The sequence below is a fragment of the Mycolicibacterium lutetiense genome (assembly GCF_017876775.1).
Classification (GTDB): domain Bacteria; phylum Actinomycetota; class Actinomycetes; order Mycobacteriales; family Mycobacteriaceae; genus Mycobacterium; species Mycobacterium lutetiense.
On sequence record NZ_JAGIOP010000002.1, the window covers coordinates 3,783,632 to 3,809,211 of the forward strand.

The 25,580-nt window shown below is 67.0% G+C and carries 27 protein-coding genes; 18 read left to right on the forward strand and 9 right to left on the reverse strand.

Going from position 1 to position 25,580, the window contains the following annotated elements:
• Positions 1-43: 43 nt before the first annotated feature.
• Positions 44-643 carry a nitroreductase family protein gene (locus tag JOF57_RS27495; protein WP_209922408.1) on the reverse strand — a complete coding sequence of 200 codons (600 nt, stop codon included), beginning with the start codon at positions 641-643 and terminating at the stop codon, positions 44-46.
• Between the two features lie 87 nt (positions 644-730).
• Between JOF57_RS27495 and JOF57_RS27500 the strand changes: the two genes are divergently transcribed.
• The 12 genes from JOF57_RS27500 to egtE all read left to right on the forward strand — a co-directional run bounded on the left by JOF57_RS27500 (position 731) and on the right by egtE (position 11,844).
• Positions 731-1,996: an aspartate kinase gene (locus JOF57_RS27500; protein ID WP_209922411.1), complete on the forward strand. Its 1,266-nt coding sequence runs from the start codon at positions 731-733 to the stop codon at positions 1,994-1,996.
• Position 1,997: 1 nt separating this feature from the next.
• Complete coding sequence (locus tag JOF57_RS27505) at positions 1,998-3,032, forward strand: aspartate-semialdehyde dehydrogenase (RefSeq protein ID WP_209922413.1); 1,035 nt, start codon at positions 1,998-2,000, stop codon at positions 3,030-3,032.
• A 7-nt stretch (positions 3,033-3,039) separates the two neighbouring features.
• Positions 3,040-4,164 carry a DUF4185 domain-containing protein gene (locus tag JOF57_RS27510; protein ID WP_209922415.1) on the forward strand — a complete coding sequence of 375 codons (1,125 nt, stop codon included), beginning with the start codon at positions 3,040-3,042 and terminating at the stop codon, positions 4,162-4,164.
• Between the two features lie 74 nt (positions 4,165-4,238).
• A complete protein-coding gene (locus JOF57_RS27515; RefSeq protein WP_234938267.1) occupies positions 4,239-4,643 on the forward strand; it encodes a hypothetical protein in 405 nt (134 codons plus the stop codon).
• Positions 4,644-4,693: 50 nt separating this feature from the next.
• Positions 4,694-5,134 carry a Fur family transcriptional regulator gene (locus JOF57_RS27520; RefSeq protein ID WP_209922418.1) on the forward strand — a complete coding sequence of 147 codons (441 nt, stop codon included), beginning with the start codon at positions 4,694-4,696 and terminating at the stop codon, positions 5,132-5,134.
• A gap of 114 nt (positions 5,135-5,248) precedes the next feature.
• Positions 5,249-5,776 carry a hypothetical protein gene (locus tag JOF57_RS27525; protein ID WP_209922420.1) on the forward strand — a complete coding sequence of 176 codons (528 nt, stop codon included), beginning with the start codon at positions 5,249-5,251 and terminating at the stop codon, positions 5,774-5,776.
• 17 nt (positions 5,777-5,793) lie between these two features.
• The gene (locus tag JOF57_RS27530) at positions 5,794-6,435 is read left to right on the forward strand and encodes a sensor domain-containing protein (protein ID WP_209922421.1); all 642 of its coding nucleotides are present in this window, start codon (positions 5,794-5,796) and stop codon (positions 6,433-6,435) included.
• Positions 6,436-6,511: 76 nt separating this feature from the next.
• Positions 6,512-7,792, forward strand: coding sequence for an ergothioneine biosynthesis glutamate--cysteine ligase EgtA (egtA, locus tag JOF57_RS27535; RefSeq protein ID WP_209922423.1), 1,281 nt, complete (start codon positions 6,512-6,514; stop codon positions 7,790-7,792).
• Positions 7,789-9,078, forward strand: coding sequence for an ergothioneine biosynthesis protein EgtB (egtB, locus tag JOF57_RS27540; RefSeq protein ID WP_209922425.1), 1,290 nt, complete (start codon positions 7,789-7,791; stop codon positions 9,076-9,078). Before egtA ends, egtB begins: the two co-directional genes overlap by 4 nt.
• Positions 9,078-9,770 carry an ergothioneine biosynthesis protein EgtC gene (gene egtC, locus JOF57_RS27545; RefSeq protein WP_209922427.1) on the forward strand — a complete coding sequence of 231 codons (693 nt, stop codon included), beginning with the start codon at positions 9,078-9,080 and terminating at the stop codon, positions 9,768-9,770. Before egtB ends, egtC begins: the two co-directional genes overlap by 1 nt.
• Entirely contained in the window at positions 9,767-10,732 is a 966-nt protein-coding gene (egtD, locus tag JOF57_RS27550; protein WP_209922429.1) for an L-histidine N(alpha)-methyltransferase, read from the forward strand. Before egtC ends, egtD begins: the two co-directional genes overlap by 4 nt.
• Positions 10,729-11,844, forward strand: coding sequence for an ergothioneine biosynthesis PLP-dependent enzyme EgtE (gene egtE, locus JOF57_RS27555; protein ID WP_209922431.1), 1,116 nt, complete (start codon positions 10,729-10,731; stop codon positions 11,842-11,844). Before egtD ends, egtE begins: the two co-directional genes overlap by 4 nt.
• Here egtE and JOF57_RS27560 read toward each other — a convergent pair.
• Positions 11,841-12,314: a DUF6985 domain-containing protein gene (locus tag JOF57_RS27560; protein ID WP_209922433.1), complete on the reverse strand. Its 474-nt coding sequence runs from the start codon at positions 12,312-12,314 to the stop codon at positions 11,841-11,843. The genes egtE and JOF57_RS27560 overlap by 4 nt on opposite strands.
• Positions 12,315-12,400: 86 nt before the next feature.
• On the opposite strand from JOF57_RS27560, the gene JOF57_RS27565 reads away from it, so the two are divergent.
• Complete coding sequence (locus JOF57_RS27565) at positions 12,401-13,981, forward strand: HNH endonuclease signature motif containing protein (RefSeq protein ID WP_209922437.1); 1,581 nt, start codon at positions 12,401-12,403, stop codon at positions 13,979-13,981.
• A 9-nt stretch (positions 13,982-13,990) separates the two neighbouring features.
• On the opposite strand, the gene JOF57_RS27570 is transcribed toward JOF57_RS27565, so the two are convergent.
• Positions 13,991-14,671 (reverse strand): class I SAM-dependent methyltransferase, encoded by a 681-nt coding sequence (locus JOF57_RS27570; RefSeq protein ID WP_209922439.1) that lies wholly within the window; start codon positions 14,669-14,671, stop codon positions 13,991-13,993.
• A gap of 18 nt (positions 14,672-14,689) precedes the next feature.
• Positions 14,690-16,159, reverse strand: coding sequence for a glutamate-cysteine ligase family protein (locus tag JOF57_RS27575; RefSeq protein WP_209923788.1), 1,470 nt, complete (start codon positions 16,157-16,159; stop codon positions 14,690-14,692).
• 48 nt (positions 16,160-16,207) lie between these two features.
• Between JOF57_RS27575 and JOF57_RS27580 the strand changes: the two genes are divergently transcribed.
• Positions 16,208-17,365: an acyltransferase family protein gene (locus JOF57_RS27580; protein ID WP_209922441.1), complete on the forward strand. Its 1,158-nt coding sequence runs from the start codon at positions 16,208-16,210 to the stop codon at positions 17,363-17,365.
• Here the strand turns inward: JOF57_RS27580 and JOF57_RS27585 are convergent.
• A complete protein-coding gene (locus JOF57_RS27585) occupies positions 17,325-18,083 on the reverse strand; it encodes a class I SAM-dependent methyltransferase (protein ID WP_209922443.1) in 759 nt (252 codons plus the stop codon). The two genes, JOF57_RS27580 and JOF57_RS27585, sit on opposite strands and share 41 nt — an antisense overlap.
• 50 nt (positions 18,084-18,133) lie before the next feature.
• On the opposite strand from JOF57_RS27585, the gene glpK reads away from it, so the two are divergent.
• Entirely contained in the window at positions 18,134-19,651 is a 1,518-nt protein-coding gene (glpK, locus tag JOF57_RS27590; protein WP_209922445.1) for a glycerol kinase GlpK, read from the forward strand.
• Position 19,652: 1 nt separating this feature from the next.
• On the opposite strand, the gene JOF57_RS27595 is transcribed toward glpK, so the two are convergent.
• The 3 genes from JOF57_RS27595 to JOF57_RS27605 all read right to left on the reverse strand — a co-directional run bounded on the left by JOF57_RS27595 (position 19,653) and on the right by JOF57_RS27605 (position 21,691).
• Positions 19,653-20,333, reverse strand: a complete 681-nt coding sequence (locus JOF57_RS27595; protein ID WP_209922446.1) for a hypothetical protein — start codon at positions 20,331-20,333, stop codon at positions 19,653-19,655.
• A 47-nt stretch (positions 20,334-20,380) separates the two neighbouring features.
• On the reverse strand, positions 20,381-21,106 hold the full coding sequence (locus JOF57_RS27600; protein ID WP_209922448.1) for a PadR family transcriptional regulator: 726 nt from the start codon (positions 21,104-21,106) through the stop codon (positions 20,381-20,383).
• 66 nt (positions 21,107-21,172) lie between these two features.
• Positions 21,173-21,691, reverse strand: a complete 519-nt coding sequence (locus JOF57_RS27605; protein WP_209922450.1) for a PadR family transcriptional regulator — start codon at positions 21,689-21,691, stop codon at positions 21,173-21,175.
• Between the two features lie 57 nt (positions 21,692-21,748).
• Between JOF57_RS27605 and JOF57_RS27610 the strand changes: the two genes are divergently transcribed.
• The 3 genes from JOF57_RS27610 to JOF57_RS27620 are packed head-to-tail and all read left to right on the forward strand — an operon-like array spanning position 21,749 to position 24,616.
• Positions 21,749-23,059 (forward strand): carotenoid oxygenase family protein, encoded by a 1,311-nt coding sequence (locus JOF57_RS27610; protein WP_209922452.1) that lies wholly within the window; start codon positions 21,749-21,751, stop codon positions 23,057-23,059.
• 9 nt (positions 23,060-23,068) lie between these two features.
• Positions 23,069-23,446, forward strand: a complete 378-nt coding sequence (locus JOF57_RS27615) for a hypothetical protein (RefSeq protein ID WP_209922454.1) — start codon at positions 23,069-23,071, stop codon at positions 23,444-23,446.
• A 9-nt stretch (positions 23,447-23,455) separates the two neighbouring features.
• The gene (locus JOF57_RS27620; protein ID WP_209922456.1) at positions 23,456-24,616 is read left to right on the forward strand and encodes a cation:proton antiporter; all 1,161 of its coding nucleotides are present in this window, start codon (positions 23,456-23,458) and stop codon (positions 24,614-24,616) included.
• Here the strand turns inward: JOF57_RS27620 and JOF57_RS27625 are convergent.
• Positions 24,582-25,514, reverse strand: coding sequence for an AraC family transcriptional regulator (locus JOF57_RS27625; RefSeq protein ID WP_209922458.1), 933 nt, complete (start codon positions 25,512-25,514; stop codon positions 24,582-24,584). The genes JOF57_RS27620 and JOF57_RS27625 overlap by 35 nt on opposite strands.
• Positions 25,515-25,580 lie beyond the last annotated feature (66 nt).

Here is a 25,580-nt window from a genome sequence, read left to right on the forward strand (position 1 = left end):
GGTTTACCACCAAGATGGCGTCATCGAGACCATGCGAATCGGATTAGGCAATCGGAATTCCCCAGCGCGCACCGAATGCGATCTGCTCCAGCGGCAGCCGTTCCCGGGGCCGGCTGTCGCGTTCGATGATCGCAGGGTCGGCCACCGAGTAGTCACCGAGCGTGCCCACCGCGATCACGGCCAACGGCCGCACCTCGTCCGGAATGCCGAACGCGGCCTGCGCTCCCTCGACGTCGAAGCCGGCCATCGGATGGACGATCAGTCCACGGGACACCGCCTCGACGGTCAGCTGGGCGATCGCCGCCCCGGCGTCGACGGCCGCGTACCGCGCGGTCCGCTCATCGTCGCCCTCATCGACGCACACCAGAATCAGGGCCGAGGCGGCCTGGGCATAACTGTTGCCGCGTTTGAGCAGGCCGGCCAATGTAACGAAGGTCTCATCGCCCCGCCGGCCCACCACGAACCGCACCGGTTCACGGTGGCCCCAGCTGGCGGCCCAGCGCGCGGCTTCCAACAGTGCGGTGAGCTGGTCAGCGGTGATGGCGGCGTCAGGGTCGAAGGCCCGGGGGCTCCAGCGGGCCGCGAGATCGGGGTGGATCGGCACGCTGGTGCCGGCCGGCCGGCCGTTCGGCGAGTCAGGCACGTCAGCCAAGCTACCGGCGGGGAAAATCGCGTGCGCGTCTCCCTTATCCTGTGTGGGACTCAATCCAGCGTTCTGAAGGGTTAGATAGTGGCGCTCGTCGTACAGAAGTACGGCGGATCCTCGGTATCGGATGCCGATCGGATCCGTCGCGTGGCCGAGCGCATCGTCGAGACGAAGAAGGCCGGCAACGACGTCGTCGTCGTGGTCTCTGCGATGGGCGACACCACCGACGACCTGCTTGACCTGGCCCGTCAGGTCTCCCCGGCCCCGCCGGCGCGTGAGATGGACATGCTGCTGACCGCCGGTGAGCGCATCTCCAACGCCCTGGTCGCGATGGCCATCGAGTCCCTCGGTGCCCAGGCGCGCTCGTTCACCGGCTCGCAGGCCGGCATCGTCACCACCGGCACCCACGGCAACGCCAAGATCATCGATGTCACCCCCGGTCGCCTGCGCGATGCGCTGGACGAGGGCGTCATCGTGCTGGTCGCCGGGTTCCAGGGCGTCAGCCAGGACAGCAAGGACGTCACCACCATGGGCCGCGGCGGCTCGGACACCACCGCCGTCGCCCTGGCCGCCGCCCTCAAGGCTGACGTCTGCGAGATCTACACCGACGTCGACGGCATTTTCACCGCCGACCCGCGCATTGTGCCCAGCGCCCGCCACCTCGACACCGTCTCCTTCGAGGAGATGCTCGAGATGGCCGCGTGCGGCGCCAAGGTGCTGATGCTGCGCTGCGTCGAATACGCCCGCCGGTACAACGTGCCGATTCACGTTCGTTCGTCGTACACGGACAAGCCCGGCACCATCGTCAAAGGATCGATCGAGGACATCCCCATGGAAGACGCCCTTCTCACCGGAGTAGCCCACGACCGCGGGGAGGCCAAGGTCACCGTCGTCGGTGTCCCGGACGTACCCGGGTATGCCGCCAGGGTGTTCCGCGCGATCGCCGACGCCGACGTGAACATCGACATGGTGCTGCAGAACATCTCCAAGGTCGAGGACGGCAAGACCGACATCACCTTCACCTGCCCGATGGACAACGGCCCGGGCGCGGTGCAGAAGCTGACCTCGCTGCAGGACGAAATCGGGTTCAGCCAGGTGCTGTACGACGACCACATCGGCAAGGTGTCGCTGGTCGGCGCGGGCATGCGCAGCCATCCCGGCGTCACCGCGAAGTTCTGCGAGGCGCTGGCCGAGGTCGGCGTCAACATCGACCTGATCTCCACCTCCGAGATCCGCATCTCGGTCCTCGTGAAGGACACGGATCTGGATACCGCCGTCTCCGCGCTGCATGACGCCTTCGACCTGGGCGGCGAAGACGAGGCCGTGGTCTACGGCGGAACGGGGCGCTGACATGGTTTCGATCGGTGTGATCGGCGCGACTGGCCAGGTCGGCCAGGTCATGCGCGCCCTGCTCGAGCAGCGGAACTTTCCGGCCAGCTCGGTCCGGTTCTTCGCCTCGGCCCGTTCCGAGGGCAAGAAGCTGACCTACCGCGGCCAGGAGATCGAGGTCGAGAACAGCGAGACCGCCGACCCGTCGGGTCTGGACATCGCGCTGTTCTCCGCCGGTGCGACGATGTCGCGCGTGCAGGCCCCGAGGTTCGCCGCGGCCGGCGCCGTCGTCGTCGACAACTCCTCGGCGTGGCGCAAGGACCCGGACGTGCCCCTGGTGGTGTCCGAGGTCAACTTCGAGCGCGACGGCCGCGTCCGTCCGAAGGGCATCATCGCCAACCCGAACTGCACCACCATGGCCGCGATGCCGGTGCTCAAGCCGCTGCACGAGGAGGCCGGGCTGACCCGGTTGATCGTGTCGAGCTATCAGGCGGTGTCGGGCAGTGGGCTGGCCGGTGTCGAGGAGCTCGCCTCGCAGACCCGCGCGGTGATCGACGGAGCCGAGCAGCTGGTGCACGACGGCTCGGCGCTGACGTACCCGGCGCCGGTGAAATATGTTGCCCCCATTGCGTTCAACGTTATTCCGCTCGCTGGCGCACTCGTTGATGACGGTTCCGGTGAGACCGATGAGGATCAGAAGCTGCGCAACGAGAGCCGCAAGATCCTGGGCATCCCTGAGCTCCTGGTCAGCGGTACCTGCGTGCGGGTTCCGGTGTTCACCGGACACTCGCTGTCGATCAACGCCGAGTTCGCACAACCGCTTTCGGTCGAGCGTGCCAAGGAAATCCTGGCCGCCTCGCCGGGTGTGAAACTGGTCGACGTGCCGAACCCGCTGGCCGCCGCCGGTGCCGACGAGTCCCTGGTCGGCCGGATCCGGCAGGATCCGGGTGTGCCCGACGGGCGTGGCCTTGCATTGTTCGTGTCCGGCGACAACCTGCGAAAAGGTGCGGCGCTGAACACTATTCAAATCGCCGAGCTGCTGGCCGCCGAGCTCTGATCTGCGGGTGAACCCAGCCCGCAGGTTCGCCGCTGTCGCGATACTTGCTGCGGCGGTCTGGCAAGCGCCGGCCGCCCACGCGAACCCCGGCTTCGGTGATCCGGTGGTGCCTCCACTGGCCTCGGGCCAGGTGTTGCGGATCGGGCCGAGCGCCGGAACCGGTACGCCCACCCGTGATTACGGAATCGGTGCCACCGATCTGTGTGAGTTCATGGAGTTCCCCAGCCGGGTGCTCCAGGTGTGCGGTGACAGTTTCGCCGGGCAGGCCGTGGGCTTCGGCGGCTGGCATTCGCCGGTTGCGCTGCACGTCGATGCCGACTCGATCGAGGACGCGGGCGGTGTGCGCTACCGAGGCGTGACCGGGGTGGACAAGCCATTGCTCGCCGACGCCGCGCCGACCGGTTCGTCGCAGTTGCCTGCCGGCGTGATCTCCATCAACCGCGAGAACTACATGTTGGTGACCACCACCTACAACCTCAAGCCTCAGAGTTCCCGCTTGGTGAAAGCCGATGCAGCCCAGCCGAATTGGCCGACAGTTCCCGGCTCGGTGCGCGACGCCAACTACCAGGGCGGCGCGCAGTCGCAGATCACGGGTTACTACGACCCGGTCCCGGCGCCGGATTCTCCGAGCGGGTGGGTGTACATCCTGGCCAACAATTTCGACCGCAGCAGTCCGGCGTTCCTGTACCGGGCCAACCCGAAGACCTTCACCGACCGGGCCGGCTGGCAGGGCTGGTCGTCAGCGGGTGGCTGGGGCAAGGTGCCGACCGCGTTGTTCTCCGACCGGGTCGGGGAGATGAGCATCCGGCAGATCGACGGCAAGCCCGTGCTGTCGTACTTCAACGCGACCAACGGAAACATGGAGATGCGGGTCGCCTACGACCCGACCGGTTTGGGCACCGCACCGGTGACCACAGTGGTGTTCGGCAGTGTCTGGCCGGACCCGGTCGACTCGTTGCCGCCGCCGGAGGTCAACCAGTTGGCCCAGCCCTACGGCGGCTACATCTCACCAGGGTCCACGCTCGATCAGGTCCGCGTCTTCATCAGCCAGTGGAACACCATGGCCCGCGGCGGCAGCCCGTACCGGGTGATCCAGTACGCGGTGAACCCGTTCAAGCCCTGGGATCAGTAGCTCCCGGCTCTTTCACAGCTGATTCATAGCTAATTCTTGATCTGTACCTCAACAGCGCTCGCATGCTCGATGTCATGACTCAAACCTCACCCGATCCCGATCCTGCGACCGAACCAGTGGCCGCGCCAGTCGCGCCGGTCGCCCGGCCCGCCGAGCACAAGCCGAGCCGCCTGCTTCAGGCGTTCGCGTGGGTGGGCATCGCCGCGGGCAGCGTCTTCATCGTCGCCGTGGTCTTCGGCGCCGGCTTCTTCCTGGGCGCACATTCCGATGGCGGCGGCCATCACCACCGCGGCGGGCATGACCGTGGCGGCATGATGATGCACCATCCCGGCGGGATGGGCGGACCAGGCGGAATGGGCGGAATGGAACACCGTCGCGGCATGATGCCGTCGTGGGGCCCCGGTGGTCCCGGTGGCCCGGGCAGCGGCTCTGACCGTCCTGAGACCCCGCCGACACCGGCACCGCCTGCGCGACCATAATCACAGCCCACTCTTTTGGATTGACTCCAAAGAGCGCGCATACTGGAGCCGTGACCACGGTGCATGACCACGACCCCAAGGCCCTGCTGCGGGCTGCCGGGTTGCGCGTGACGGCACCGCGGGTCGCGGTTCTTCAGGCACTGGCCGACCATCCGCATTCCACTGCGGACGATGTGGCCGGCCTGGCGCGCGAAAACCTCGGTTCGGTGTCGACCCAGGCGGTCTACGACGTGCTGCGGGCCTGCGTCAACGCCGGCCTGGTCCGTCGGATCGAACCGGCCGGTTCCTCGGCACGCTACGAGACCCGCGCCGGCGACAACCACCATCACCTGGTCTGCCGGGTGTGCGGTGTGGTCGCCGATGTCGATTGCGCGGTGGGCGAGACCCCCTGCCTGGAGCCCTCTGGCCTGGCCGGTTTCGCGGTCGACGAGGCCGAGGTCGTGTTCTGGGGAATCTGCGCCGATTGCCAGAAAGCCACCGGCACCGCATAAGACCACTCTGCAGCCCAACGGATGCCCCGGCCACTACCCCTTGGTGGCCGGGGCTCCTTGGTATTCGGCCAAGCGCTGGGCAGAGCACCGGGAATCGTGAGATTCTCGCTAACCATGACCCGCAAACGGCTCGTGGTCGCCGCACTGCTCGCGGTGCCGGTGCTGGCCGCCGGGTGCGGTGCGGGCGCCGATCCGGAGCGCGGCGCCGCCATGGTCTTCGCGGTCGGTGATTGTGTGAGTGTCCCCGCCACGTCCCCGGCTGCTCCCGGCGCCGCCCGCGCCGCCAAGGTGTCCTGCGAGGCCGATCCGAGCTACACGGTCGGGGCCATCGCCGATGGCACCGGGACCTGCCCGAGCGCCGAGTACCAGCATCTGCCCGCCGAACTCGCCGACCCGTCGACCGCGCGGCTGTGTCTGGTTCCCAATCTGGTCGCCGATCACTGCTACGAGTTGGGTATGCCCGCAGGCATGGTGGAGCTGGCCGACTGCAGCGCGCGGACGGATCGCGGCCCGGGTGTGATGGTCCAGGTGACCCAGCGCCTCGACGTCCGCGACGGGTCCGCCTGCCCGGCCGAAACGGGGCACTACGCCTGGCCTTACCCGGCGCCGGCCCGAACCTATTGCACGCGGACGGTGTACTGACTGGCATGATCGAGGGCATGCGTGCCCTGACTGTCGGTTTCGGGCTGGCCGGTCTCGCACTGGCATTGGCTGCACCTGTTGGTGCGCGCCCCTCGGATCCTGGTGTCGTGTCCTATGCCGTCATGCCCAAAGGTTCGGTGGGCAACATCATCGGTGCCCCGATGACCTGGGAGTCGCAGTTCACGACTCCGTTCCAGGGGTTCTCGGTGGAAAACCCGGTGTGCAACAACTGGGCTGACATCGGCCTGCCCGAGGTCTTCAATGACCCGGACCTCGCCTCGTTCAACGGCGCCACCACCCAGACGGCGGCCGGTGACGACAACCATTACGTCAAGCAGGCGATCGGGGTGTTCGCCACACCTGAGGCTGCCGACCGCGCGTTCCACCGGGTGGTGGACCGCACCGCCGGCTGCTCGGGCCAGACCACCGCGATGCACCTGGAGAACTTCGTGACCCAGGTGTGGACGTTCACCGGCGGCCCGGCGAGCGCCACCGACGCGGATTGGGTGAAACAGGAGGCCGGCACCGACCGTCGCTGTTTCAACACCACCCGCAAACGGGAAAACGTGCTGCTACAAGCGAAGGTGTGTCAGTCCGGCAACGCCGGCCCCGCTGTCAACGTGCTGGCGGGGGCCATGCAGAACACGCTCGGGCAGTAGAAGATGTCAGTGCTATCTGGATGATGGAACCTAGCCGAGCGGTTTGACATCGGTGGGGACCGGGAGGGGGATTGCGATGGCAGTACCCGTCAGGTCTGATCCAGCTCGCCTTCCTCCGGGCGAATTCCTCAATGCCGAGCACGCGGCGTCGTGCATCGAAGCGCACTGCCTGCGTGACGGGCCGGTCGGGCAGGTGGGCCTGGAGATCGAGGCGCACTGTTTCGACGTCGATGATCCGCTGCGGCGCCCCGGTTGGGATGAGCTCTCCGAGGTGATCGCCTCGGTACCCGCGTTGCCCGGTCACAGCCGGATCACCGTCGAACCCGGGGGTGCGGTCGAGTTGTCCGGGCCCCCGGCGGACGGACCTTCGGCGGCCATTACCGCTCTGCAGGCCGATCGGGCCGTGCTTCGCGCCGAGTTCGGACGCCGAGGACTGGGCCTGGTGCTGTTGGGCGCGGATCCGGTGCGGCCCACGCAACGGATCAACCCGGGCTCGCGCTACCAGGCGATGGAGACGTTCTTCGCGGCCAGTGGGTCAGCAGAGGCGGGGGCGGCGATGATGACGTCGACGGCCTCGGTTCAGGTCAACCTCGACGCCGGCCCGCGCGCCGACTGGGCACAGCGGGTTCGTCTGGCGCATGCCCTCGGTCCGACGATGATCGCGATCACCGCGAATTCGCCGATGCTCGGCGGACAGTTCACCGGGTGGAAGTCCTCGCGGCAGCGGGTGTGGAGCCAGTTGGATTCCGCCCGGTGCGGACCGATTCTGGGCGCCGATGGCGACGATCCGGCCAGTGACTGGGCGCGTTATGCGTTGCGGGCGCCGGTGATGCTGGTCAACCTTCCCGACGAGGGCCTGGCGGTCCCCGTGACCAATTGGGTCCCGTTCGCCGACTGGGCCGACGGTCGCGCGGTGCTCGGAGGCCGTCGCCCCACCGAAGCCGATCTCGAATACCACCTGACGACACTGTTCCCGCCGGTGCGTCCACGGCGCTGGCTGGAGATCCGCTATCTCGACAGCGTGCAGGATGCGTTGTGGCCGGCGGTGGTGTTCATGCTGAGCACGCTGCTGGACGATCCCGAGGCCGCCGCGATCGCCACCGAGGCGACGGCCCCGGTGGCCACGGCATGGGACCGGGCGGCCCGGATCGGGCTGACCGATCGACGCCTCCAGGAAGCGGCGCTGGTGTGTGTTTCGGCCGCGGCCGAGCGGGCGCCGGCGGAGTTGACGGAATCGATGGAGCAGTTGATGCGTTCGGTCCAGGAGGGACGCTGCCCGGCCGACGATTTCGCCGACCAGGTGGTGGGCCATGGAATCGCTTCTGCGATGGGCCTACTGGTGAAGGGCGAGCTTTGACCGCACGCGAGGCGTTGGCGCAGCAGCTCACCCGGGCGCGGGACCGCACCCTGGGTCTGGTCGACTTCGACGATGCCGAGCTGCACCGCCAGTACAGCCCGTTGATGAGCCCGCTGGTGTGGGACCTCGCCCATATCGGTCAGCAGGAAGAGTTTTGGCTGCTGCGCAGCGGCAATCCGGACCGTCCGGGCCTGCTCGCCCCGGAGGTCGACCGCCTCTACGACGCATTCGTGCATTCTCGGGTCAGCCGAGTCGGCCTGCCGCTGCTGCCGCCGACGGATGCGCGAACCTATTGTGCGACGGTGCGATCCAAGGCTCTGGATGCGCTGGACGTCCTCGATGCTGACGATGCGGCGTTCAACTTCGGGCTGGTGATCAGCCACGAGAACCAGCACGACGAGACGATGTTGCAGGCGCTGAACCTGCGGTCCGGTCCACCACTGCTCGGCACCGGAACCGCCTTGCCTGCCGGGCGATCGGGCGTGGCCGGTACCTCGGTGCTGATTCCGGGTGGGCCGTTCGTGCTCGGGGTAGACGAACTCACCGAACCGCATTCGCTGGACAACGAGCGCCCGGCGCATGCCGTGGAGGTGGCGGACTTTCGCATCGGGCGCGTCCCGGTCACCAATGCCGAGTGGCGCGAGTTCGTCGACGACAGCGGCTATCAGCAGTCGCGTTGGTGGTCTTCGCGCGGCTGGGCGCACCGTCAGGAGACGGGTCTGACCGCGCCCGAGTTCTGGGGGCCGGACGGCACCCGCACCCGGTTCGGCCACGTCGAGACCATCCCGGCCGACGAACCGGTCCAACACGTCACGTTCTTCGAAGCCGAGGCCTACGCGGCGTGGGCGGGGGCCCGGCTGCCCACCGAGATCGAGTGGGAGAAGGCCTGCGCCTGGGATCCGGCGGTCGGGGCCCGTCGCCGATTCCCCTGGGGTGCTTCCGAACCCACCGACGCCCTGGCGAACCTCGGCGGCGACGCGCGTCGGCCCGCGCCGGTGGGTGCGTATCCGGCCGGAGCGTCGGCCTATGGTGTCGAGCAGATGTTGGGCGATGTCTGGGAGTGGACCACCTCGCGGCTGCGGCCCTGGCCCGGCTTCACCCCGATGGTCTACGACCGCTACACCGAGCCCTTTTTCGAAGGCAATGGGGCTGGGGACTACCGGGTCCTGCGCGGTGGTTCGTGGGCGGTGTCCGCCGACATCCTGCGGCCGAGCTTCCGCAACTGGGACCATCCGATTCGGCGCCAGATCTTCTCCGGTGTGCGTCTGGCCTGGGACGCGTCCTGATGTGCCGGCATATCGGGTGGTTGGGCGCACCGCGGTCGGTGGCCTCGCTGATGCTGGATCCGCCGCAGGGGCTGCTGGTGCAGTCGTATGCGCCGCGGCGCCAGAAACACGGGTTGATGAACGCCGACGGTTGGGGCGCAGGGTTTTTTGATGATGACGTGCCCCGTCGGTGGCGCAGTGACAAGCCGCTGTGGGGTGATGCCTCCCTCGCCTCGGTCGCACCCGCGTTGAGCAGTGGTTGCGTGGTCGCGGCCGTGCGTTCGGCGACCATCGGCATGCCGATCGAACCCTCGGCCTCCGCGCCGTTCACCGACGGGCAGTGGCTGCTGTCGCACAACGGGGTCGTCGACCGTGCGGTGCTGCCGTTGACTGGGGTCGCCGAATCCACCGTCGACAGTGCGGTGCTGGCCGCGCTGATCTTCGCGCGGGGTCTGGACGCACTGGGCCAGACGGTGGCCGAAGTCGGGGCCCTGGATCCGAATGCGCGCTTGAACATCCTGGCTGCCAACGGTTCTCGTATGGTAGCCACCACCTGGGGAGACACGCTGTCGATCTTGCGACTGCCGGAGGGCGTCGTACTCGCCAGCGAACCCTACGACGACGATCCCGGCTGGTCCGACATCCCGGACCGCCATCTGGTGCACGTGACCGGCTCTGATGTCGAGCTCACACCCGTGGAAGGTTTGGTATGACGCTCACCTTGTCCAACTACCTGGCCGCCGACTCGGCCGCTACCGCACTGCGCCGTGACGTGCGCGAAGGGCTGGCGCAATCGCCGAAGATGCTGCCACCCAAGTGGTTCTACGATTCAGTGGGCAGCGATCTGTTCGACCAGATCACCCGGCTGCCCGAGTATTACCCGACTCGGACCGAAGCGCAGATCCTCACCGACCGCTCGGCGGAGATCACTGCGGCCGCCGGTGCCGACACCCTCGTCGAGTTGGGTAGCGGCACGTCGGAGAAGACGCGGATGTTGCTCGACGCCATGCGCGACGGCGGGCAGCTGCGCCGGTTCGTCCCGTTCGACGTCGACGCCGGTGTGCTGCGGGCTGCCGGCGACGCGATCGGCCAGGAGTATCCGGGCATCGAAATCGACGCGGTATGTGGCGATTTCGAGGAACACCTGGGCAAGATCCCGGCAGTCGGACGCCGGCTGGTGGCCTTCCTCGGTTCGACCATCGGCAATCTCACGCCGGGTCCGCGCGCGGATTTCCTGGCGTCGTTGGCGGAGACCCTGCAACCCGGTGACAGCGTGCTGTTGGGCACCGATCTGGTCAAGGGCGCCGACCGGCTGGTCAGCGCCTACGACGACAGCGCCGGTGTCACCGCGGCGTTCAACCGCAATGTGCTGTCGGTGGTGAACCGCGAGCTCGACGCCGATTTCGACCTCGACGCCTTCGAGCATGTGGCGAAGTGGAATGCCGACGAGGAGCGCATCGAGATGTGGCTGCGGGCGGATGAGCCGCAGCAGGTCAGGATCGCCGGCTTGGATCTCGACGTCGCATTCGGTGCCGGCGAAGAGATGCTGACCGAGGTGTCCTGCAAGTTCCGGGCCGACGGAGTGGCCGATGAACTGGCGAAAGCCGGTCTGCAACAGACCCATTGGTGGACCGATGACGCCGGTGACTTCGGCTTGTCGTTGGCGGTGAAATGAGCCTCGCACAACAGTGGGCCGATGCCCGCCCCAAGGTCGCCGGATTGCACCTCGACAGCGGCGCCTGCTCGCGGCAGAGCCTCGCCGTCATCGACGCCGTAGCCGCACACGCGCGTCACGAGGCCGAAGTGGGCGGCTACGTGGCAGCCGAGGCGGCCGCACCTGTGCTTGAGGCAGGGCGGGCCGCGGTCGCGGCGTTGACCGGCCTCGCCGCCGCCGATGTGGTGTACACGTCGGGTTCCAACCATTCGTTGGACTTGCTGCTCGGCAGCTGGACAGGGGAGCGCACGGCGGCCTGCCTGCCGGGCGAGTTCGCGCCGAACCTCGCGGTCATGGCCGCCAACGGTTTCCAGGTGCGTGCGTTGCCGGTCGACGGGGACGGACGCGTTGATGTCGACGCGGCGGCCCGCCAGTTCGCCTCTGATCCACCGGCTTTGGTCCATTTCACGGCGCTGGCCAGCCACCGCGGGCTGGCCCAGCCGCTGGCCGAGATGGTCGCGGTGTGCCGCGCGGCGGGCGTTCCGATCGTGGTCGATGCCGCACAGGCGTTCGGGCATCTGGACTGCAACATCGGTGCCGATGCGATTTATTCGTCGTCGCGCAAATGGCTGGCCGGGCCGCGCGGCGTGGGATTCCTCGCGGTGGCGCCGGAACTGGTGGCGCGGCTGCGGCGACGTTTTCCGCCGGCGTCGTGGGATGTGCCGGTGACGGTGCTGCAGAGCTTCGAACACGGTGAACACAACGCCGCGACCCGCATCGGCTACTCGGTGGCCCTGGGTGAACATCTCGCCGCCGGTCCGGATCTCGTTCGGGCCCGGCTTGCCGAGGTGGGGCGCACGGCGCGACAGGTGCTGGCCGGGGTACCCGGTTGGCGAGTGGTGGAACCCGTCGATGAACCCACCGCGATCACCACGCTCGAGCCCACCGACGGTGCGGATCCGACCGCGGTGCGGGCCTGGCTGATCGCCGAGCGTGGCATCGTCACCACCGCATGTGAACTGGCGCGGGCACCGTTCGAGATGACCAAGCCGGTACTGCGGATCTCGCCGCATGTCGACACCACTACCGAGGATCTGGAGCAGTTCGCCGCGGTGCTACGGGACGTGCCTTAGAGCCGCGTCGTGTATTCGTCGTCTGTCGCCGAATAGACGACGTCGTCGTACCCGCGCCCATTGTCCGTATGTCCGTCGTATTGGCTGACTTTCGACAGCTTCGCCCCCTCCTGCCAGACCATCATCAGCCCGTGAGACGACTCCCACCGGCATTCGGCTTGCATCACGACATACCAGTGTCCGTACCATTCGCTGACCACGACCGGTCCGGGTGTGACGCTTGCCCAGATGTCGGCGGGAGTTTGCGGCACACCCATTTCCTCGTCGAGCCAATCCTCGCCGCCGACCGCGTAGTGGTAATCCCGGTAGTACGCATATACGTGGCGAGAGTCGGCGATCCGGTCCGCCGGCGTGAGTGCCAGGAAGGTCGCCAGGACCGCCTCTGCTGCGGTCTTGTCGTGCGGTGCGACGTCGTCGTAGTCGAGCTCGACCTCGGCGCCGTCGAAATAGGGGATCTTGATCGTTGTCACGTGTGCTCCTGAAGTTCATCGCCTGATCGGGCATCAGCATCGCCGATTCCCTGACAATGTCAGCGACTTTCGGTAATGTCGCACATATGTTCGATACCGAGTTCGATCCGGCAACGCCGGGCCGACTCGTTGATTCCCTCTCCGACGGCGCCCGTGCCGAGGCGCAGTTGATCGCCGCTCGGATGGCAGTGGTAGCGGACTTGTTGGCGCAGCGGACCGCCGAACTCAATGTCGAGGGTGTGCACCCGAACTACATGATCCTCACCGGGTTTGCCCGCGCCAGTGCTGAGGTGGGTGCGGCGCTGAACCTGACCGCAGCTGCGGCAAGCCGGCTGGTCACTCAGGCCGAGGTGCTGCGGGAGCAGCTGCCACGGTTGGGTGGCGTGTTGGCTGAGGGGCAGACAGACTGGCGCACAGTGGAAATCGTGATCGCACGCACCCGGTTCGTCACGTCGAAGGCGATGGCCCAGATAGATTCGGAGCTGGCCGAACAAGTCGGTGGGTGGCAGTGCTGGTCCGCCGGGCGTATCACCGCCACCGTGGACGCCAAGGTGAAACTGTTGGATCCGGCCGCGATCGTCGAACGTGAACACGCCACCGACCGTCGCCGGGTCAAGGTGAGTCCCCGCGGAGATGGCACAGCCAAGATCGACGCCGTCGTCACGACTCGTGCCGGATTGACCTTTGACGCAAAGCTTTCGGAAATGTCGGCCAGGCTGTGCCCGAAAGATCCGCGCAGTAACGACCAGCGGCGCGCCGATGCCATTGAGGCCCTGGCAGAGGGGCGCGAGCTGTCGTGTGAATGCGGCCGTGCCGAGTGCCCTACCCGCTCTGCGACCCCGCCGGCGGAGACGCCACCGGTAGTGATCAACGTGATCGCCGAGCGCGACACGGTGGTGGGAGCCGGGACAACGCCGGGTTATGTCTGTGGCTACGGAGTCGTCGATGCCGGGCAGGTCCGTGAACTGGCGGCCAAAGCCACAATGCGACTGGTGACCGAACCGGACGTGGATGCTGCGGCCGCGCAGCGCTACCAGCCGACCGTGTCGGTTCAGCGGTGGGTCCGGTGCCGCGACCTGACGTGCCGCTTCCCGGGCTGCGAGCATCCGGCCGAGGACTGCGACGTCGACCATACGGCGCCCTTCGACCACATCAATCCGGCTCGTGGTGGCCTGACGGTGCCCACCAACCTGAAATGCCTATGCCGTTTTCACCACAGGCTCAAGACATTTGGTGGATGGCATGACACCCAGTACGCCGACGGCAGCGTGGTGTGGACATCCCCGTCGGGCAAGACCTACCGGACCACCCCGGGTGGGGCCGATCTGTTCAACAGCTTCGCCCCGGCTCCGTGCGCACAGCCCGCCCCGGCGCGGCCGCCGAGGCTGAGCCGGGCAGCGCGCGTCGAGCAGGCCCGGGCCAAGAACCGGCGATTGCGTCCGGTCAACGAGACTTACCGCTACACACAGAAGGCGCGGCACAAAGAACTTGGCCGGCGCCGCAACCGGAACCGAATGCGGGCCACCCTGAAGCTGTTCAAGGGCGATGAGCCCAGCACCAGTCCGTACTGCACCTGGATCAACGAGCCCTTCGAACCCGAAGAGCTACCGCCGAATTGGGAGCCACCCCCACCTCCGCCGCCGGATCCGGACGACCCACCGTTTTAGACGGGCAGGTCAGGCCTTGTGCGCGCTCAACAGAAATGCCGGGAACTTGATCCGATCCTTCTCGTCACGGTCATGTGGCGGCAACGCGAACGGAGCGTCGGTGGGCAGCGCCATGCCGTTGGCGTGGATGAAGGCCGGCCGGATGTCGTCGACTTCCCAGTACTTCGACACCGCATCGCGCAACTCTTCTTCGGACACCTCGTTGGGCTTGGTCTCCAACTCGGCGGGGAATGCCCCCTTGGCGAACACCAACACGTACAGGTGCGCGCCCGGCGCCGAGGCCCGGTGGATGGATTGCAGGTATCCGTCGCGTCCTTCGACGGGCAGCGAGTGGAACAGGGTGGAATCGACCACGGTGTTGAACCGGCCGTCGTAACCCGTGAACGACGTGATGTCGGCCTGGGCGAAACTGGCCGTCGACAGCCCGCGCACCTGCGCGGCACTGTTGGCCGCGGCGATCGCTGTCGGGCTCAGATCCAGCCCGACGACGGTGTAGCCGTCGGACGCCAGCGCCAATGACAACTCGGCATGACCGCAGCCTGCATCGAGGACATCGCTCTCGAACTTCCCGGCCCGGTGCAGCGCGGCAAGCTCGGGTTGGGGCTCACCGATGTTCCACGGCGGCGCGGCCTCGAAACCTGCTTCCCCCCTGTAGGCGCCGTCCCAGTCCAAGACCTGATCAGATGTCATTCCTCCAACGTACGCGTCTCAATCCCAGGTGTGGACGGGCTCGTTGCTGTGCATCCGCTGCACGTAAAGCCGCAACATCTCGGCCAGCGCCTCGGGTCTCGTCAACCCCTGCGACTGCAGTTTCTGCACCGTCGCCACCTGCCATGTCGACCCGGTCCGTCCGGTCGTCGCCCGGCCTTCGATGACCCCCAGGTAGCGGTCGCAGACTTCCCCGGCCACGCCCCAGCGGCGCAACCCCTCGTGCGCCATCGGCAGCAGCCTGCGCAGCACCAACTCGTCCGGCGTCACCTCGCCCAGACCGGGCCAGTACAGCCGCGCGTCCAGACCGTGCTGGGCACCCTCGACGAAGTTGTGGTGGGCCGCGGCGAAGCTCATCTTGGTCCACAACGGCCGGTCCTCCTCGGACAACGTCCGCAGTAGGCCGTAATAGAACGCGGCATTGGCCAGCATGTCGACGACGCTCGGGCCTGCAGGCAGGACGCGGTTCTCGACGCGCAAGTGAGGGACACCGTCGACCACGTCATAGACCGGCCTGTTCCACCGGTAGATGGTCCCGTTGTGCAACCGCAGCTCGGCCAGTTGAGGCGCCCGGCCCGCCGCGAGCTCGGCCACCGGGTCCTCGTCGGACAGCTCGGGCAGCAGCGACGGGAAGTACCGCACGTTCTCCTCGAAGAGATCGAAGATCGAGGTGATCCACCGCTCGCCGAACCAGACCCGCGGCCGCACGCCCTGCGCCTTGAGCTCGTCGGGACGGGTGTCGGTGGATTGGGTGAACAGCTCGATGCGGGTCTCGGCCCACAGTTGATGGCCGAAGAAATACGGCGAGTTGGCGCCCACCGAGAGCTGCGGCCCGGCCAGTATCTGGGCGGCGTTCCAGTTGCGGGCGAAGTCGGCAGGCGACACCTGCACGTGCAGCTGCATGCTCGTGCACGCGGACTCCGGTGCGATCGACGCCGATTGCAGGCTGAGCCGTTCCGGTCCGGAGATGTCGATGGGCATGTCCTCGCCGCGGGCGGTGAAGATCGATTCGTTGAGGGCCTGATATCGCGTCGACTTGCTCATCCAGCCGTCGGAAAGATGCTCGGGCATCAGGGTCGGCAGGATGCCCACCATCACGATGTGCGCACCGTCCTCGTTGGCCTTGATCTCCGCGGCGTTGAGGCTGCGTCGCACCTCGTGCTCCAGATCCAGCGCGGCGCGACCGGGCAACGGGCGTGGTGGGACGTTGAATTCGATGTTGTAGGCGCCTAATTCGGTCTGGTAGGCCGGGTCGGCGATGGAGGCGAGCACTTCCTGGTTGGTCATCGCGGGCTGGTAGTCGTTGTCGACGAGGTTGCACTCGATCTCCATGCCGGTGAGCGGACGCTCGAACTCGAAACTGGACTGGGCCAGCATAGTTTCGAACACGTCCAGGCACAGCTGCACCTTGCGCCGGTACTCCTGCCGGTGCGCGCGGCTGAACTCGGTGTTCGTGACCTCATCACCCACTCCGCGATGCAACAACGCGAACGGCGGTGCGCGCAGCAGAATGGCCAAATGACCTCACCGGCCGACGACGACGACCAGGGTGGGCTCGAACAGGTCTCGCACGCGGACCGCATCGCGTCTCTCACCGGGGTGCGCGCGGTGGCTGCGCTGACGGTGATGGGAACCCACGCGGCGTACGGCACCGGCTTGTTGTCGCAGGGATATCTGGGTCTGATCGGCGCCCGCCTCGAGGTCGGGGTGGCGATCTTCTTCGTGCTCTCCGGGTTGCTGCTGTTCCGTCCCTGGGTGCAGGCCGCCGCCGCAGCGGCCGATTCGCCGAGCACCTGGCGCTATGCGCGAAATCGGTTCCGCCGCATCATGCCCGCCTACGTCGTCACCGTCCTGCTCGTCTATGGCATCTACGAACTGCGGCCCGTGCAACCGAATCCCGGGCACACCTGGGCGGGCCTGTTTCGCAACCTGACGCTGACCCAGATCTACAGCGACAACTACTTCGCGGCCTATCTGCACCAGGGATTGAGCCAGATGTGGAGCCTGGCGGTCGAGGTCGCGTTCTACGCGGTGTTGCCGCTTCTGGCCTATCTGCTGATGGTGGTGTTGTGTCGCAAGCGGTTTCGGCCGGTGCTGCTGCTGTGCGGTCTGACGGTGCTGGGTGCGCTGAGCCCGCTCTGGCTGGTGCTGCTGCACAACACCGACTGGCTGCCGGTGGGCGGCGGGGCGTGGCTGCCGCACTACCTGGTCTGGTTCATCGGGGGAATGATGCTGGCGGTACTGGCCGCGATGGGTGTGCGCTGCTACGCGATGGCGACGTTGCCGCTGGCACTGGCCTGTTACCTGGTGGTCTCGACCCCGATCGCGGGTACCACGACGGCGCTCACCCTCGGTCTGAGCGCGGACGTGGCCAAGACGATGTTCTACGTGCTCATCGCGACGCTCGTGGTGGCTCCGCTGGCATTGGGGGACAACGGGCGCTACGCGCAGGTGATGGGCAGCCGGCCCATGGTGTGGTTGGGCGAGATCTCCTACGAGATCTTCCTTCTGCACGTGGTCGCCATGGACCTGGTGATGGAGTTCGTGCTGGGCTGGCACGTGTACACCGGTTCGGCCACCGTGTTGTTCCTGGTGACGTTGGTGGTCACGCTGCCGTTCGCCTGGCTGCTACACGTTACGACGAGGCCGCGCGGGCGACGACGATCTGCGGGCTGAGCAGGCCACCGCTCAACTCGACCGCAGCATCGGCTTGCGCGGCCAGCGCGCGCAGCGCCGAGGGACTGTAGCTGCGCAGCGAGCTGATGACCCCGTCGTGCACGAACGGAAGCACTGCGGCCAAGGGCAGCATCGTCGCCAGGCGCAACAGGTGCAGCGGGGCCGGCGGTCGCGGCAGGTCGATGATCAGTAGCGTTTCGGCAACCCGGGTGCCCTCGGCGAATACCCGCGCGGCCTGCGCCGGGCCCAGATGGTGGAACGACAAGGCGAACAGAACGAGGTCGTAACTGCCGTCGTCGGCGTCGATCTGGGTGGCGTCCATCTGGCGGACTTCGGCGCGGGGATGGCTGCCGAGGTCACTCGCGGCGATGCGGGCCACCGATTCCGGGTCGAGGTCGGTGACCGTGACATGCGCGGACGGATGGTCGGTCAGCAGCTGGAGCGACACTCCGCCGTGCCCGGCGCCCAATTCGAGGATCCGCGGATCGGGCACGTCGGCAACCAGCTCGAGGGCGATCGCGGCGAACCGCTGATGGTTCTTGAAGAACCGTCCGGTCCAGTCCAGCGCGCCGATCACCTGATCTTTCCGCGCTTGAATCTGCGTGTCCCCATCGGAGTCGCGGTCCAGGTACTCCTGCCGATCTGTTTCCAGCAGCCGATCCAGACACGATGCGTTCGGTCCGCCGCGGGGCATCCGATCGATACTCATGTAGGCCATGATGGACTTTTCGGCGGGCAGGAGCGACAGCGACCCGGGAAAGGGACACAGTGGCCGACTTCGTAGCTGCAATCGACCAGGGCACCACCAGCACCCGATGCATGATTTTCGATCACGGCGGCACCGAAGTGGGGCGCCACCAGCTTGAGCATCAGCAGATCCTGCCCAAGGCCGGGTGGGTGGAGCACAATCCGGTCGAGATCTGGGAACGCACCTCCGCGGTGGTCATGACCGCACTGAACAAGACCAAACTGGTGGCCGGAGACCTTGCCGCGTTGGGCATCACCAATCAGCGGGAGACCACGCTGGTCTGGAACCGCCACACGGGCCGGCCGTACCACAACGCCATCGTCTGGCAGGACACCCGCACCGACCGCATCGCCGCTGCGCTGGATCGCGACGGCCGCGGCGACGTGATCCGCCGCAAAGCCGGGCTGCCGCCCGCGACCTACTTCTCGGGCGGCAAGATCCAGTGGATCCTGGACAACGTCGACGGGGTCCGGCGCGATGCGGAGAACGGTGACGCGATCTTCGGCACCCCCGACACCTGGGTGGCCTGGAACCTCACCGGTGGTTACCGCGGCGGGGTGCACGTCACCGACGTCACCAACGCCAGCCGCACCATGCTGATGAACCTGGAAACGCTGGACTGGGACGACGAGCTGTTGTCGTTCTTCTCGATTCCGCGGCAGATGCTGCCCGAGATCAAGCCGTCGTCATGTCCGACCTCGTTCGGCATCACCCGCGAGAACGGGCCGCTGGCCGGGCAGGTGCCGGTGACCGGAATCCTCGGTGACCAGCAGGCCGCCATGGTGGGCCAGGTGTGCCTGGAACCCGGCGAGGCCAAGAACACCTACGGCACAGGCAACTTCCTCCTGCTGAACACCGGCGAGAAGATCGTGCGCTCGTCCAACGGACTGCTCACCACGGTGTGCTACCAGTTCGGCGACGCGAAACCCGTTTACGCCCTTGAGGGTTCGATCGCAGTGACCGGCTCGGCGGTGCAGTGGCTGCGCGATCAGCTGGGCGTCATCAGCGGTGCGGCCCAGAGCGAGGCACTGGCCCGGCAGGTGGCCGACAACGGCGGCGTCTACTTCGTGCCGGCGTTCTCCGGGCTGTTCGCACCCTACTGGCGTTCGGACGCTCGGGGCGTGATCGTCGGGCTGTCCCGCTTCAACACCAACGCCCATCTGGCACGGGCCACCCTGGAGGCGATCTGCTATCAGAGCCGCGACGTGGTGGAGGCCATGGAAGCCGATTCCGGTGTGCACCTTGAGGTTCTGAAGGTGGACGGCGGAATCACCGCCAACGGGCTGTGCATGCAGATCCAGGCCGACGTGCTGGGCGTCGACGTGGTCAAACCCGTGGTGGCCGAGACCACGGCGCTCGGTGCGGCGTATGCGGCCGGGCTCGCGGTGGGATTCTGGGAGAGCCCCGACGACCTCCGGGCCAACTGGCTGGAAGGCCAGCGCTGGCACCCCCAGTGGGACGACGAGCAACGCGCCGAGGGTTACGCCGGGTGGCGCAAAGCAGTTTCGCGCACCCTGGACTGGGTCGAGATCGACTGACCTACTGCCGCTGGCACTTGGCGAGGATCGCGTTGAACTCGTCGTAGTACTGCGCGCCGAGAACTGCGTGCGTGGCCTTGTCTTTCTTTCGGACGGCGTCGGTGATCTGCCCGGCCAGCTCGCCCATCTTCTTGGCATGCGGCGCGGTCTTACCGTCGGTTACCTGGTCGGCCGCCTCGCGGATCAGTTTCGACCAGTTCTCGTAGTCACCCACCGTCGGACCCTGATTGGTGTCGAACGCAGGCATTACCGCGCCGGAGCTCGCGCGGGTGTAATCCACCAGTAGTTGGGCCTGCCGGCAGCCCTTGTTTCCGGTGTACGTCAGAGCCGTCGTCCCGACGATCACCAGGATTGCGCACGCGGCGGCGGCCGTCGCGATCGCAATGTTGCGGGGCTCGGCATCGGGGACGCGTCGCCGCCACATCACATGGGCGAGGATGACGGCAGCCACGCCGACCACCGCCATGATGAGGGCTTCCCGCAGGTCACCGGTACCGACACCGGATGCCGAGCCGACAGCTCCCATCGTCGCGGCGGCGGCGAGCAGCACCAGAAGCCACTGCCAGATACCGCGCCGGCGTTCGTAGGCGTCGACATCACGGAACTGGATTCCGATGACCGCGGCGGCCGCGGTCAGGACTGCGACGACGGCCGGCGCGAGCATCGTGACGAGACTGTTCACAACGGCAGCCTACGGGGAAGCCCCGATCCGTCCGGTTCTCCCGTCGCCTATCCCTCGCCCAGGACCTGGTAGATCTCGCGGCGGGCGTTGTTGACGATGTCGAGGATGCGCTGTTGTTGCTCCTCGCTGGCGGCGAATGCGGACTGTCCGACGGCGGCCATCAGTTGGGCGGCGGCGCCGTGCAGGTTCTGGTGACCCGGATTCTCGTCTTCCTGGTCCGCGACGATCTGTGCCCACGGCGGGGTGTCGATCTGGGCGGCGGCCTCCCGGCCTTCCTTGGTCAGCTCGAAAGTCTTTTTGCTGCCTTCGGTTTCGGTCGGGGCGATCAGCCCTTCGTCGACCAGCAGTTGCAGGGTCGGATACACCGAGCCCGGGCTGGGCTTCCACAGGTTGTTGCTGCGGGTGGCGATCTCCTGCGTCATCTCGTAACCGTGCATGGGCCGTTCGGCCAGCAGGGTCAGGATGGCCGCGCGGACATCACCGCGTCGGCCGCGTCGTCCGCCGCGGGCCCGGGGGCCGCCGAGATTGCCGAAGCCGAAACCCATTCCTCGTCCGGGACGGAAATTGGGGCCGAATCCCGGGCCGAAGCCCGGTCCGCCGAAGCCGGTCTGGCAGGTCGGGTCGATGTCCGGCTCGCACGCCGATTGGGCCTGGGCGCGCATCTGATCGCGCAGGTCGCGACGGGCGGTGCGGGCTTGCCGGAACATCTCGCGGGCCTCGTGGGGGCCGAACGGGACGAAGCCGAAGCCTGGTGGGGTGAATTGGTTGGTCATGAGAGGAGTCCTTCGTTGTCGGTGGGGAAGCCACGTGCTTCCGATGCGTCAACGATATATCGGGAGCTATCGGTTGTCGATAGTTTTTCCGAGCCAATGTGCCCACTCGGCACGCATGGCGTTGGCGCGGAGGCCGTACTCCAGGGCGGCGTGCGCGTAGAGGTCCTCGTCGGTGTCGGCCCAGCGGATGGATGCCTCCAGCTCCTTGAGCCGCGCCACCTCTGATTCGGCGTCGGCGGCCAGTGCCGCAAGATGCTCGCGGGCCTGATCGCGAGGTACTTCGCTGAGCAGGAATATGCGGAGTAGCTCGGTACTGCGGTCGGGTGGATCGTCCTGCGGGTCGGCGATCCAGCGCACCAGCTCGACACGGCCTTGTGGGGTGACGCGGTACTCCTTGCGGCCGCGCGGGCCGATGGTCGACACCTCGATCAGCCCAGCTGCGGCCAGCTTGTTGAGCTCGCCGTACAGCTGGCTCTGGGTGGCCGGCCAGACGTTTGCCATCGATTTCTCGAACCGTTTGAGCAGGTCATACCCGCTGCCGGGGTGCTGTGCCAGCAGGCCGAGTGCCGCCATGCGCAAGCTCATGGCGCCATCTTAACCTCCACTATTGACATGTCACTTGTGGAATGTCACCGTGGGGTCATGACTTCAGCCCTGCCGATCGGCGAAACGGACTTCTTCCGACGCGGGAACTACGCGCCCGTCGCCGACGAACTCACCGCACACGACCTGCCCGTCGAGGGCGCCATCCCCGCCGAACTCGACGGTTGGTACCTGCGCAACGGCCCGAACCCGCGCCAGGCAGGAGCGCACTGGTTCACCGGCGACGGCATGATCCACGGCGTGCGCATCGAAGGCGGTGCGGCCAAGTGGTATCGCAATCGCTGGGTGCGTACCGACAGCTTCATCGAGGACTTCCCGCTCTACAACGCCGACGGCAGCCGCAACCTGCGCGCGGCCGCCGCCAACACGCACGTGGTCAACCACGCGGGCAAGACCCTTGCGCTGGTGGAATCCTCACTGCCCTACGAGATCACCAACGATCTGGAAACCGTGGGCGCCTACGATTTCGGCGGCAAGCTCGTCGACTCGATGACCGCACATCCCAAGATCTGCCCGACCACCGGTGAGTTGCACTTCTTCGGCTACGGCAGCATCTTCGAGCCCTACGTCACCTATCACCGCGCCGATGCCGGCGGCGATCTGATCATCAACCGTCCAGTAGATGTCAAGGCGCACACCATGATGCATGACTTCGCGATGACCGCGGGCCATGTCATCTTCATGGATCTGCCGGTGGTGTTCGACCTCGACGTGGCGATCAAGGGCGACGGGGACATGCCCTTCCGCTGGAGCGACACGTATGGCGCCCGGTTCGGTGTGCTGCGTCGTGACGATCCCGACGCACCGATCCGCTGGTTCGACATCGACCCGTGCTACGTGTTCCACGTGGCCAACGCGCATGACGACGGTGATTCGATTGTGCTGCAAGCGGTTCGCTATCCCGAGCTGTGGCGCAACGACGGCGGGTTCGACATCGACGGTGTGCTGTGGGAATGGCGCATCGACCTGACGTCCGGAAAAGTCCACGAACGCCAGCTCGACGATGCTGGAGTCGAGTTCCCACGGATTGACGATCGGTTGGCCGGCCTGCCGGCCCGGTATTCGGTATCGGTCGCGGGCAACGCCTGGATCCGCTACGACCTGACCACCGGCGCCGGGATCCGTCACGAACTCGGCACCGGCGGACCCGGGGAAGCCGTATTCGTCCCCGGTGCGGGTTCGGCCGACGAGAGCAACGGCTACTACCTCGGCTACGTCTACAACCCCGAGCGCGACGGCAGTGACCTCGTGATCCTCGATGCCTCGGATTTCGGCGGAAACCCCGTCGCCACCATCGCACTGCCGCAACGCGTGCCCTATGGGTTCCACGGGAACTGGATCGGCGCCTAATCTGGGCCGATGGGTGTGAAGTGGCTCGATGCTCCCGAGGGGCACGACTATGACGCCGCAGCCGACTATCTCAGCCTGATCGCGGAGTCCGCCGCCGTGACGGGAACGGTTGCGGCGCTCAGGGCGGCAGAGGTTGTGTACCGCAAGGCAAAAGACATCCTGCGGGCCGCCGAACTACCGTTGCTGCCGGAGACCAACGCCCACGTTCGCGACGACCTGTCCAAGATCAGCGCGGGCAAGCGCCTGTCACCCATTCTGTTGGTGCGTGGCCAGGTGACCGGCCGCGTGGCGCTACAGATCGCCGATGGCTACCACCGGGTGTGCGCGAGCTACGTCACCGACGAGAACACCCCGATACCGTGCCAGCTGGTGTCATGGCAGGCGTGACGCACTGACGTGGCGGGGTTCGGGTTAGACACGTTGGCGCTGGTCGCGGTCATCGGACTGGCCGGACCAGCGCTCGCCGCCGTACCTCGGTTGCGCATCCCGGTGGTGATCGGCGAACTGATCGTCGGGATTGTTGTCGGCGGTAGTGGATTCGGCATCGTCGACAGCACAGATCCCACCTTCACCCTGCTGGCCAACATCGGGTTCGCGTTGGTGATGTTCGTCGTCGGCACGCACGTGCCGGTGCGTGACACCACGTTGCACGCCGCGATTCCCAAGGCGTTGGCTCGGGCGGTTCTGGTGGGGGCGGTCGCTGCGGTGCTCGGCGTGGTGATCGCGCACGGGTTCGGGACCGGACACGCGGCGGTCTATGCCGTGGTGATGGCGTCGTCGTCGGCGGCCCTCGCCCTACCTGTGGTCGACGGCCTGGGTCTGCAAGGACCGAATGTGCTGTCGGTGACCGCGCAGATCGCTATCGCCGACGCGGCATCGATCGTGTTGCTGCCGTTGGTGATCGACATCCAGCGGGCGCCCCGTGCGGCTCTGGGAGCCCTGGTCATCGCCGGCTGCGCGGGCGTGCTGTTCCTGGTGCTGCGGGCCGGGTATGCCCGGGGTCTGCGGCGACGGGTGCACCACTACTCTGCGAAGCACGAGTTCGCGCTTGAGCTTCGGTTCAGCCTGGTCTTCCTGTTCGGACTGTCGGCGATCGCGTTGAGCACCCACGTCTCGATCATGTTGGCCGGTTTTGCGCTCGGCTTGGTGGTGTCGGCGATCGGTGAGCCCCGCCGGCTGGCCAGGCAACTGTTCGGCATCACCGACGGGTTCTTCGGCCCGTTGTTCTTCGTCTGGTTGGGTGCCTCGCTGCAGGTCCGGGAACTCGCCGCTCATCCAGAATTCATCGCGCTCGGTGTGGCTTTGGGTCTCGGTGCGGTACTCGCGCACAGCGCGGGCCGGTTGCTCGGCCAGCCGGTGACACTGGCGGTGTTCTCTGCGGCCCAGCTCGGTGTCCCGGTCGCGGCGGCCACGCTGGGAACCGAGCAGCACCTGCTGGCGCCGGGCGAGCCCGCGGCGCTGATGCTCGGCGCGCTGATCACCATTGCCACGACCTCGATCGCCGGGGTGCTCGCGGCGCGGGTCAACCAGCCTGCGCCCGATGCTCATTCGGGCTGACCCCGTATGAGCGCTTGAACGCGCTGCTCAACGCGAACGGTGTGGAGTAGCCGACCTGTCGGGCGACCGCAGCGATCGTCGCCTCGCTGCCCCTCAACAGGTCCGCCGCCAACGCCAGACGCCAACCGGTGAGGAACGCGATCGGCGGTTCGCCGACCTGATCGGTGAACCGGCGGGCGAACACCGCACGTGAACACCCCACAGCCGCAGCGAGATTGGACACCGTCCACGGATGTGCCGGGTTGTTGTAGATCAGCTTGAGGGCAGGCCCGACGATCCGATCCTGTTCGGCCTGCCACCAGGGCGGCGCGTTGCCGTCCCGGTCGAACCAGGTACGCAGGACCGCGATCAGCAGTAGGTCGAGCAACCGATCCAGATAGGCCTCCTGCCCGGACCCGTCGCGGCCGGCCTCGGCGGACAGCAGATCGATCAGCGGGGTGTCCCACTCGTCGGTGCGCAGCACCAATACGGCCGGAAGCGCATCGAGTAGGCGGGCACTGACCTCGCTGCGGCCTTCGTAGGCGCAGACGATCGACTCCGCGGCACCGGTGGCGCTGTTGCCCCAGCTGCGTAGCCCGAGCGACATCTCGAAATGCAGATCCTCGCCCGACAGCGTGGTGCACTGCTGCCCGGGATTGATGACGATGTTGGGCGGCGTAGCCGGATCGTCGGCAAAGACGTAGTTCTCGGTGCCGCGGGTCAGCGCCACGTCGCCCGGGCCCAGCCGCAACGTGCCACTGCGCTCACCGACGATGACGGCGTCGCCGCGCATCTGGCAGATCAGGGCCAGCGGCGCTTCGTCGCGGATGGCGAGCGACCACGGCGGGTCCATGCGGAGCCGCAACACGAATGCGCCCCGTGCGCGTACGCCGTCGAGCAATCCGACCAGGGCGTCCACTTCGGTAGGGTAACGCTCACAAGACGATCACGTATGGAACCGGGAGTCTCGGCCATGGATCGTCTC

Bases quoted from the DNA above. Each gene is read 5' to 3' on its own strand.
- egtA (WP_209922423.1), top strand. From the start codon at position 6,512: ATGGCAGTACCCGTCAGGTCTGATCCAGCTCGCCTTCCTCCGGGCGAA.
- JOF57_RS27570 (WP_209922439.1), bottom strand. From the start codon at position 14,671: ATGACATCTGATCAGGTCTTGGACTGGGACGGCGCCTACAGGGGGGAA.
- JOF57_RS27580 (WP_209922441.1), top strand. From the start codon at position 16,208: ATGACCTCACCGGCCGACGACGACGACCAGGGTGGGCTCGAACAGGTC.
- JOF57_RS27530 (WP_209922421.1), top strand. From the start codon at position 5,794: ATGCGTGCCCTGACTGTCGGTTTCGGGCTGGCCGGTCTCGCACTGGCA.
- egtD (WP_209922429.1), top strand. From the start codon at position 9,767: ATGACGCTCACCTTGTCCAACTACCTGGCCGCCGACTCGGCCGCTACC.
- JOF57_RS27605 (WP_209922450.1), bottom strand. From the start codon at position 21,691: ATGAGCTTGCGCATGGCGGCACTCGGCCTGCTGGCACAGCACCCCGGC.
- JOF57_RS27525 (WP_209922420.1), top strand. From the start codon at position 5,249: ATGACCCGCAAACGGCTCGTGGTCGCCGCACTGCTCGCGGTGCCGGTG.
- egtC (WP_209922427.1), top strand. From the start codon at position 9,078: ATGTGCCGGCATATCGGGTGGTTGGGCGCACCGCGGTCGGTGGCCTCG.
- JOF57_RS27565 (WP_209922437.1), top strand. From the start codon at position 12,401: ATGTTCGATACCGAGTTCGATCCGGCAACGCCGGGCCGACTCGTTGAT.
- JOF57_RS27515 (WP_234938267.1), top strand. From the start codon at position 4,239: ATGACTCAAACCTCACCCGATCCCGATCCTGCGACCGAACCAGTGGCC.
- egtE (WP_209922431.1), top strand. From the start codon at position 10,729: ATGAGCCTCGCACAACAGTGGGCCGATGCCCGCCCCAAGGTCGCCGGA.
- JOF57_RS27610 (WP_209922452.1), top strand. From the start codon at position 21,749: ATGACTTCAGCCCTGCCGATCGGCGAAACGGACTTCTTCCGACGCGGG.
- JOF57_RS27615 (WP_209922454.1), top strand. From the start codon at position 23,069: ATGGGTGTGAAGTGGCTCGATGCTCCCGAGGGGCACGACTATGACGCC.
- JOF57_RS27585 (WP_209922443.1), bottom strand. From the start codon at position 18,083: ATGGCCTACATGAGTATCGATCGGATGCCCCGCGGCGGACCGAACGCA.
- JOF57_RS27505 (WP_209922413.1), top strand. From the start codon at position 1,998: ATGGTTTCGATCGGTGTGATCGGCGCGACTGGCCAGGTCGGCCAGGTC.
- JOF57_RS27600 (WP_209922448.1), bottom strand. From the start codon at position 21,106: ATGACCAACCAATTCACCCCACCAGGCTTCGGCTTCGTCCCGTTCGGC.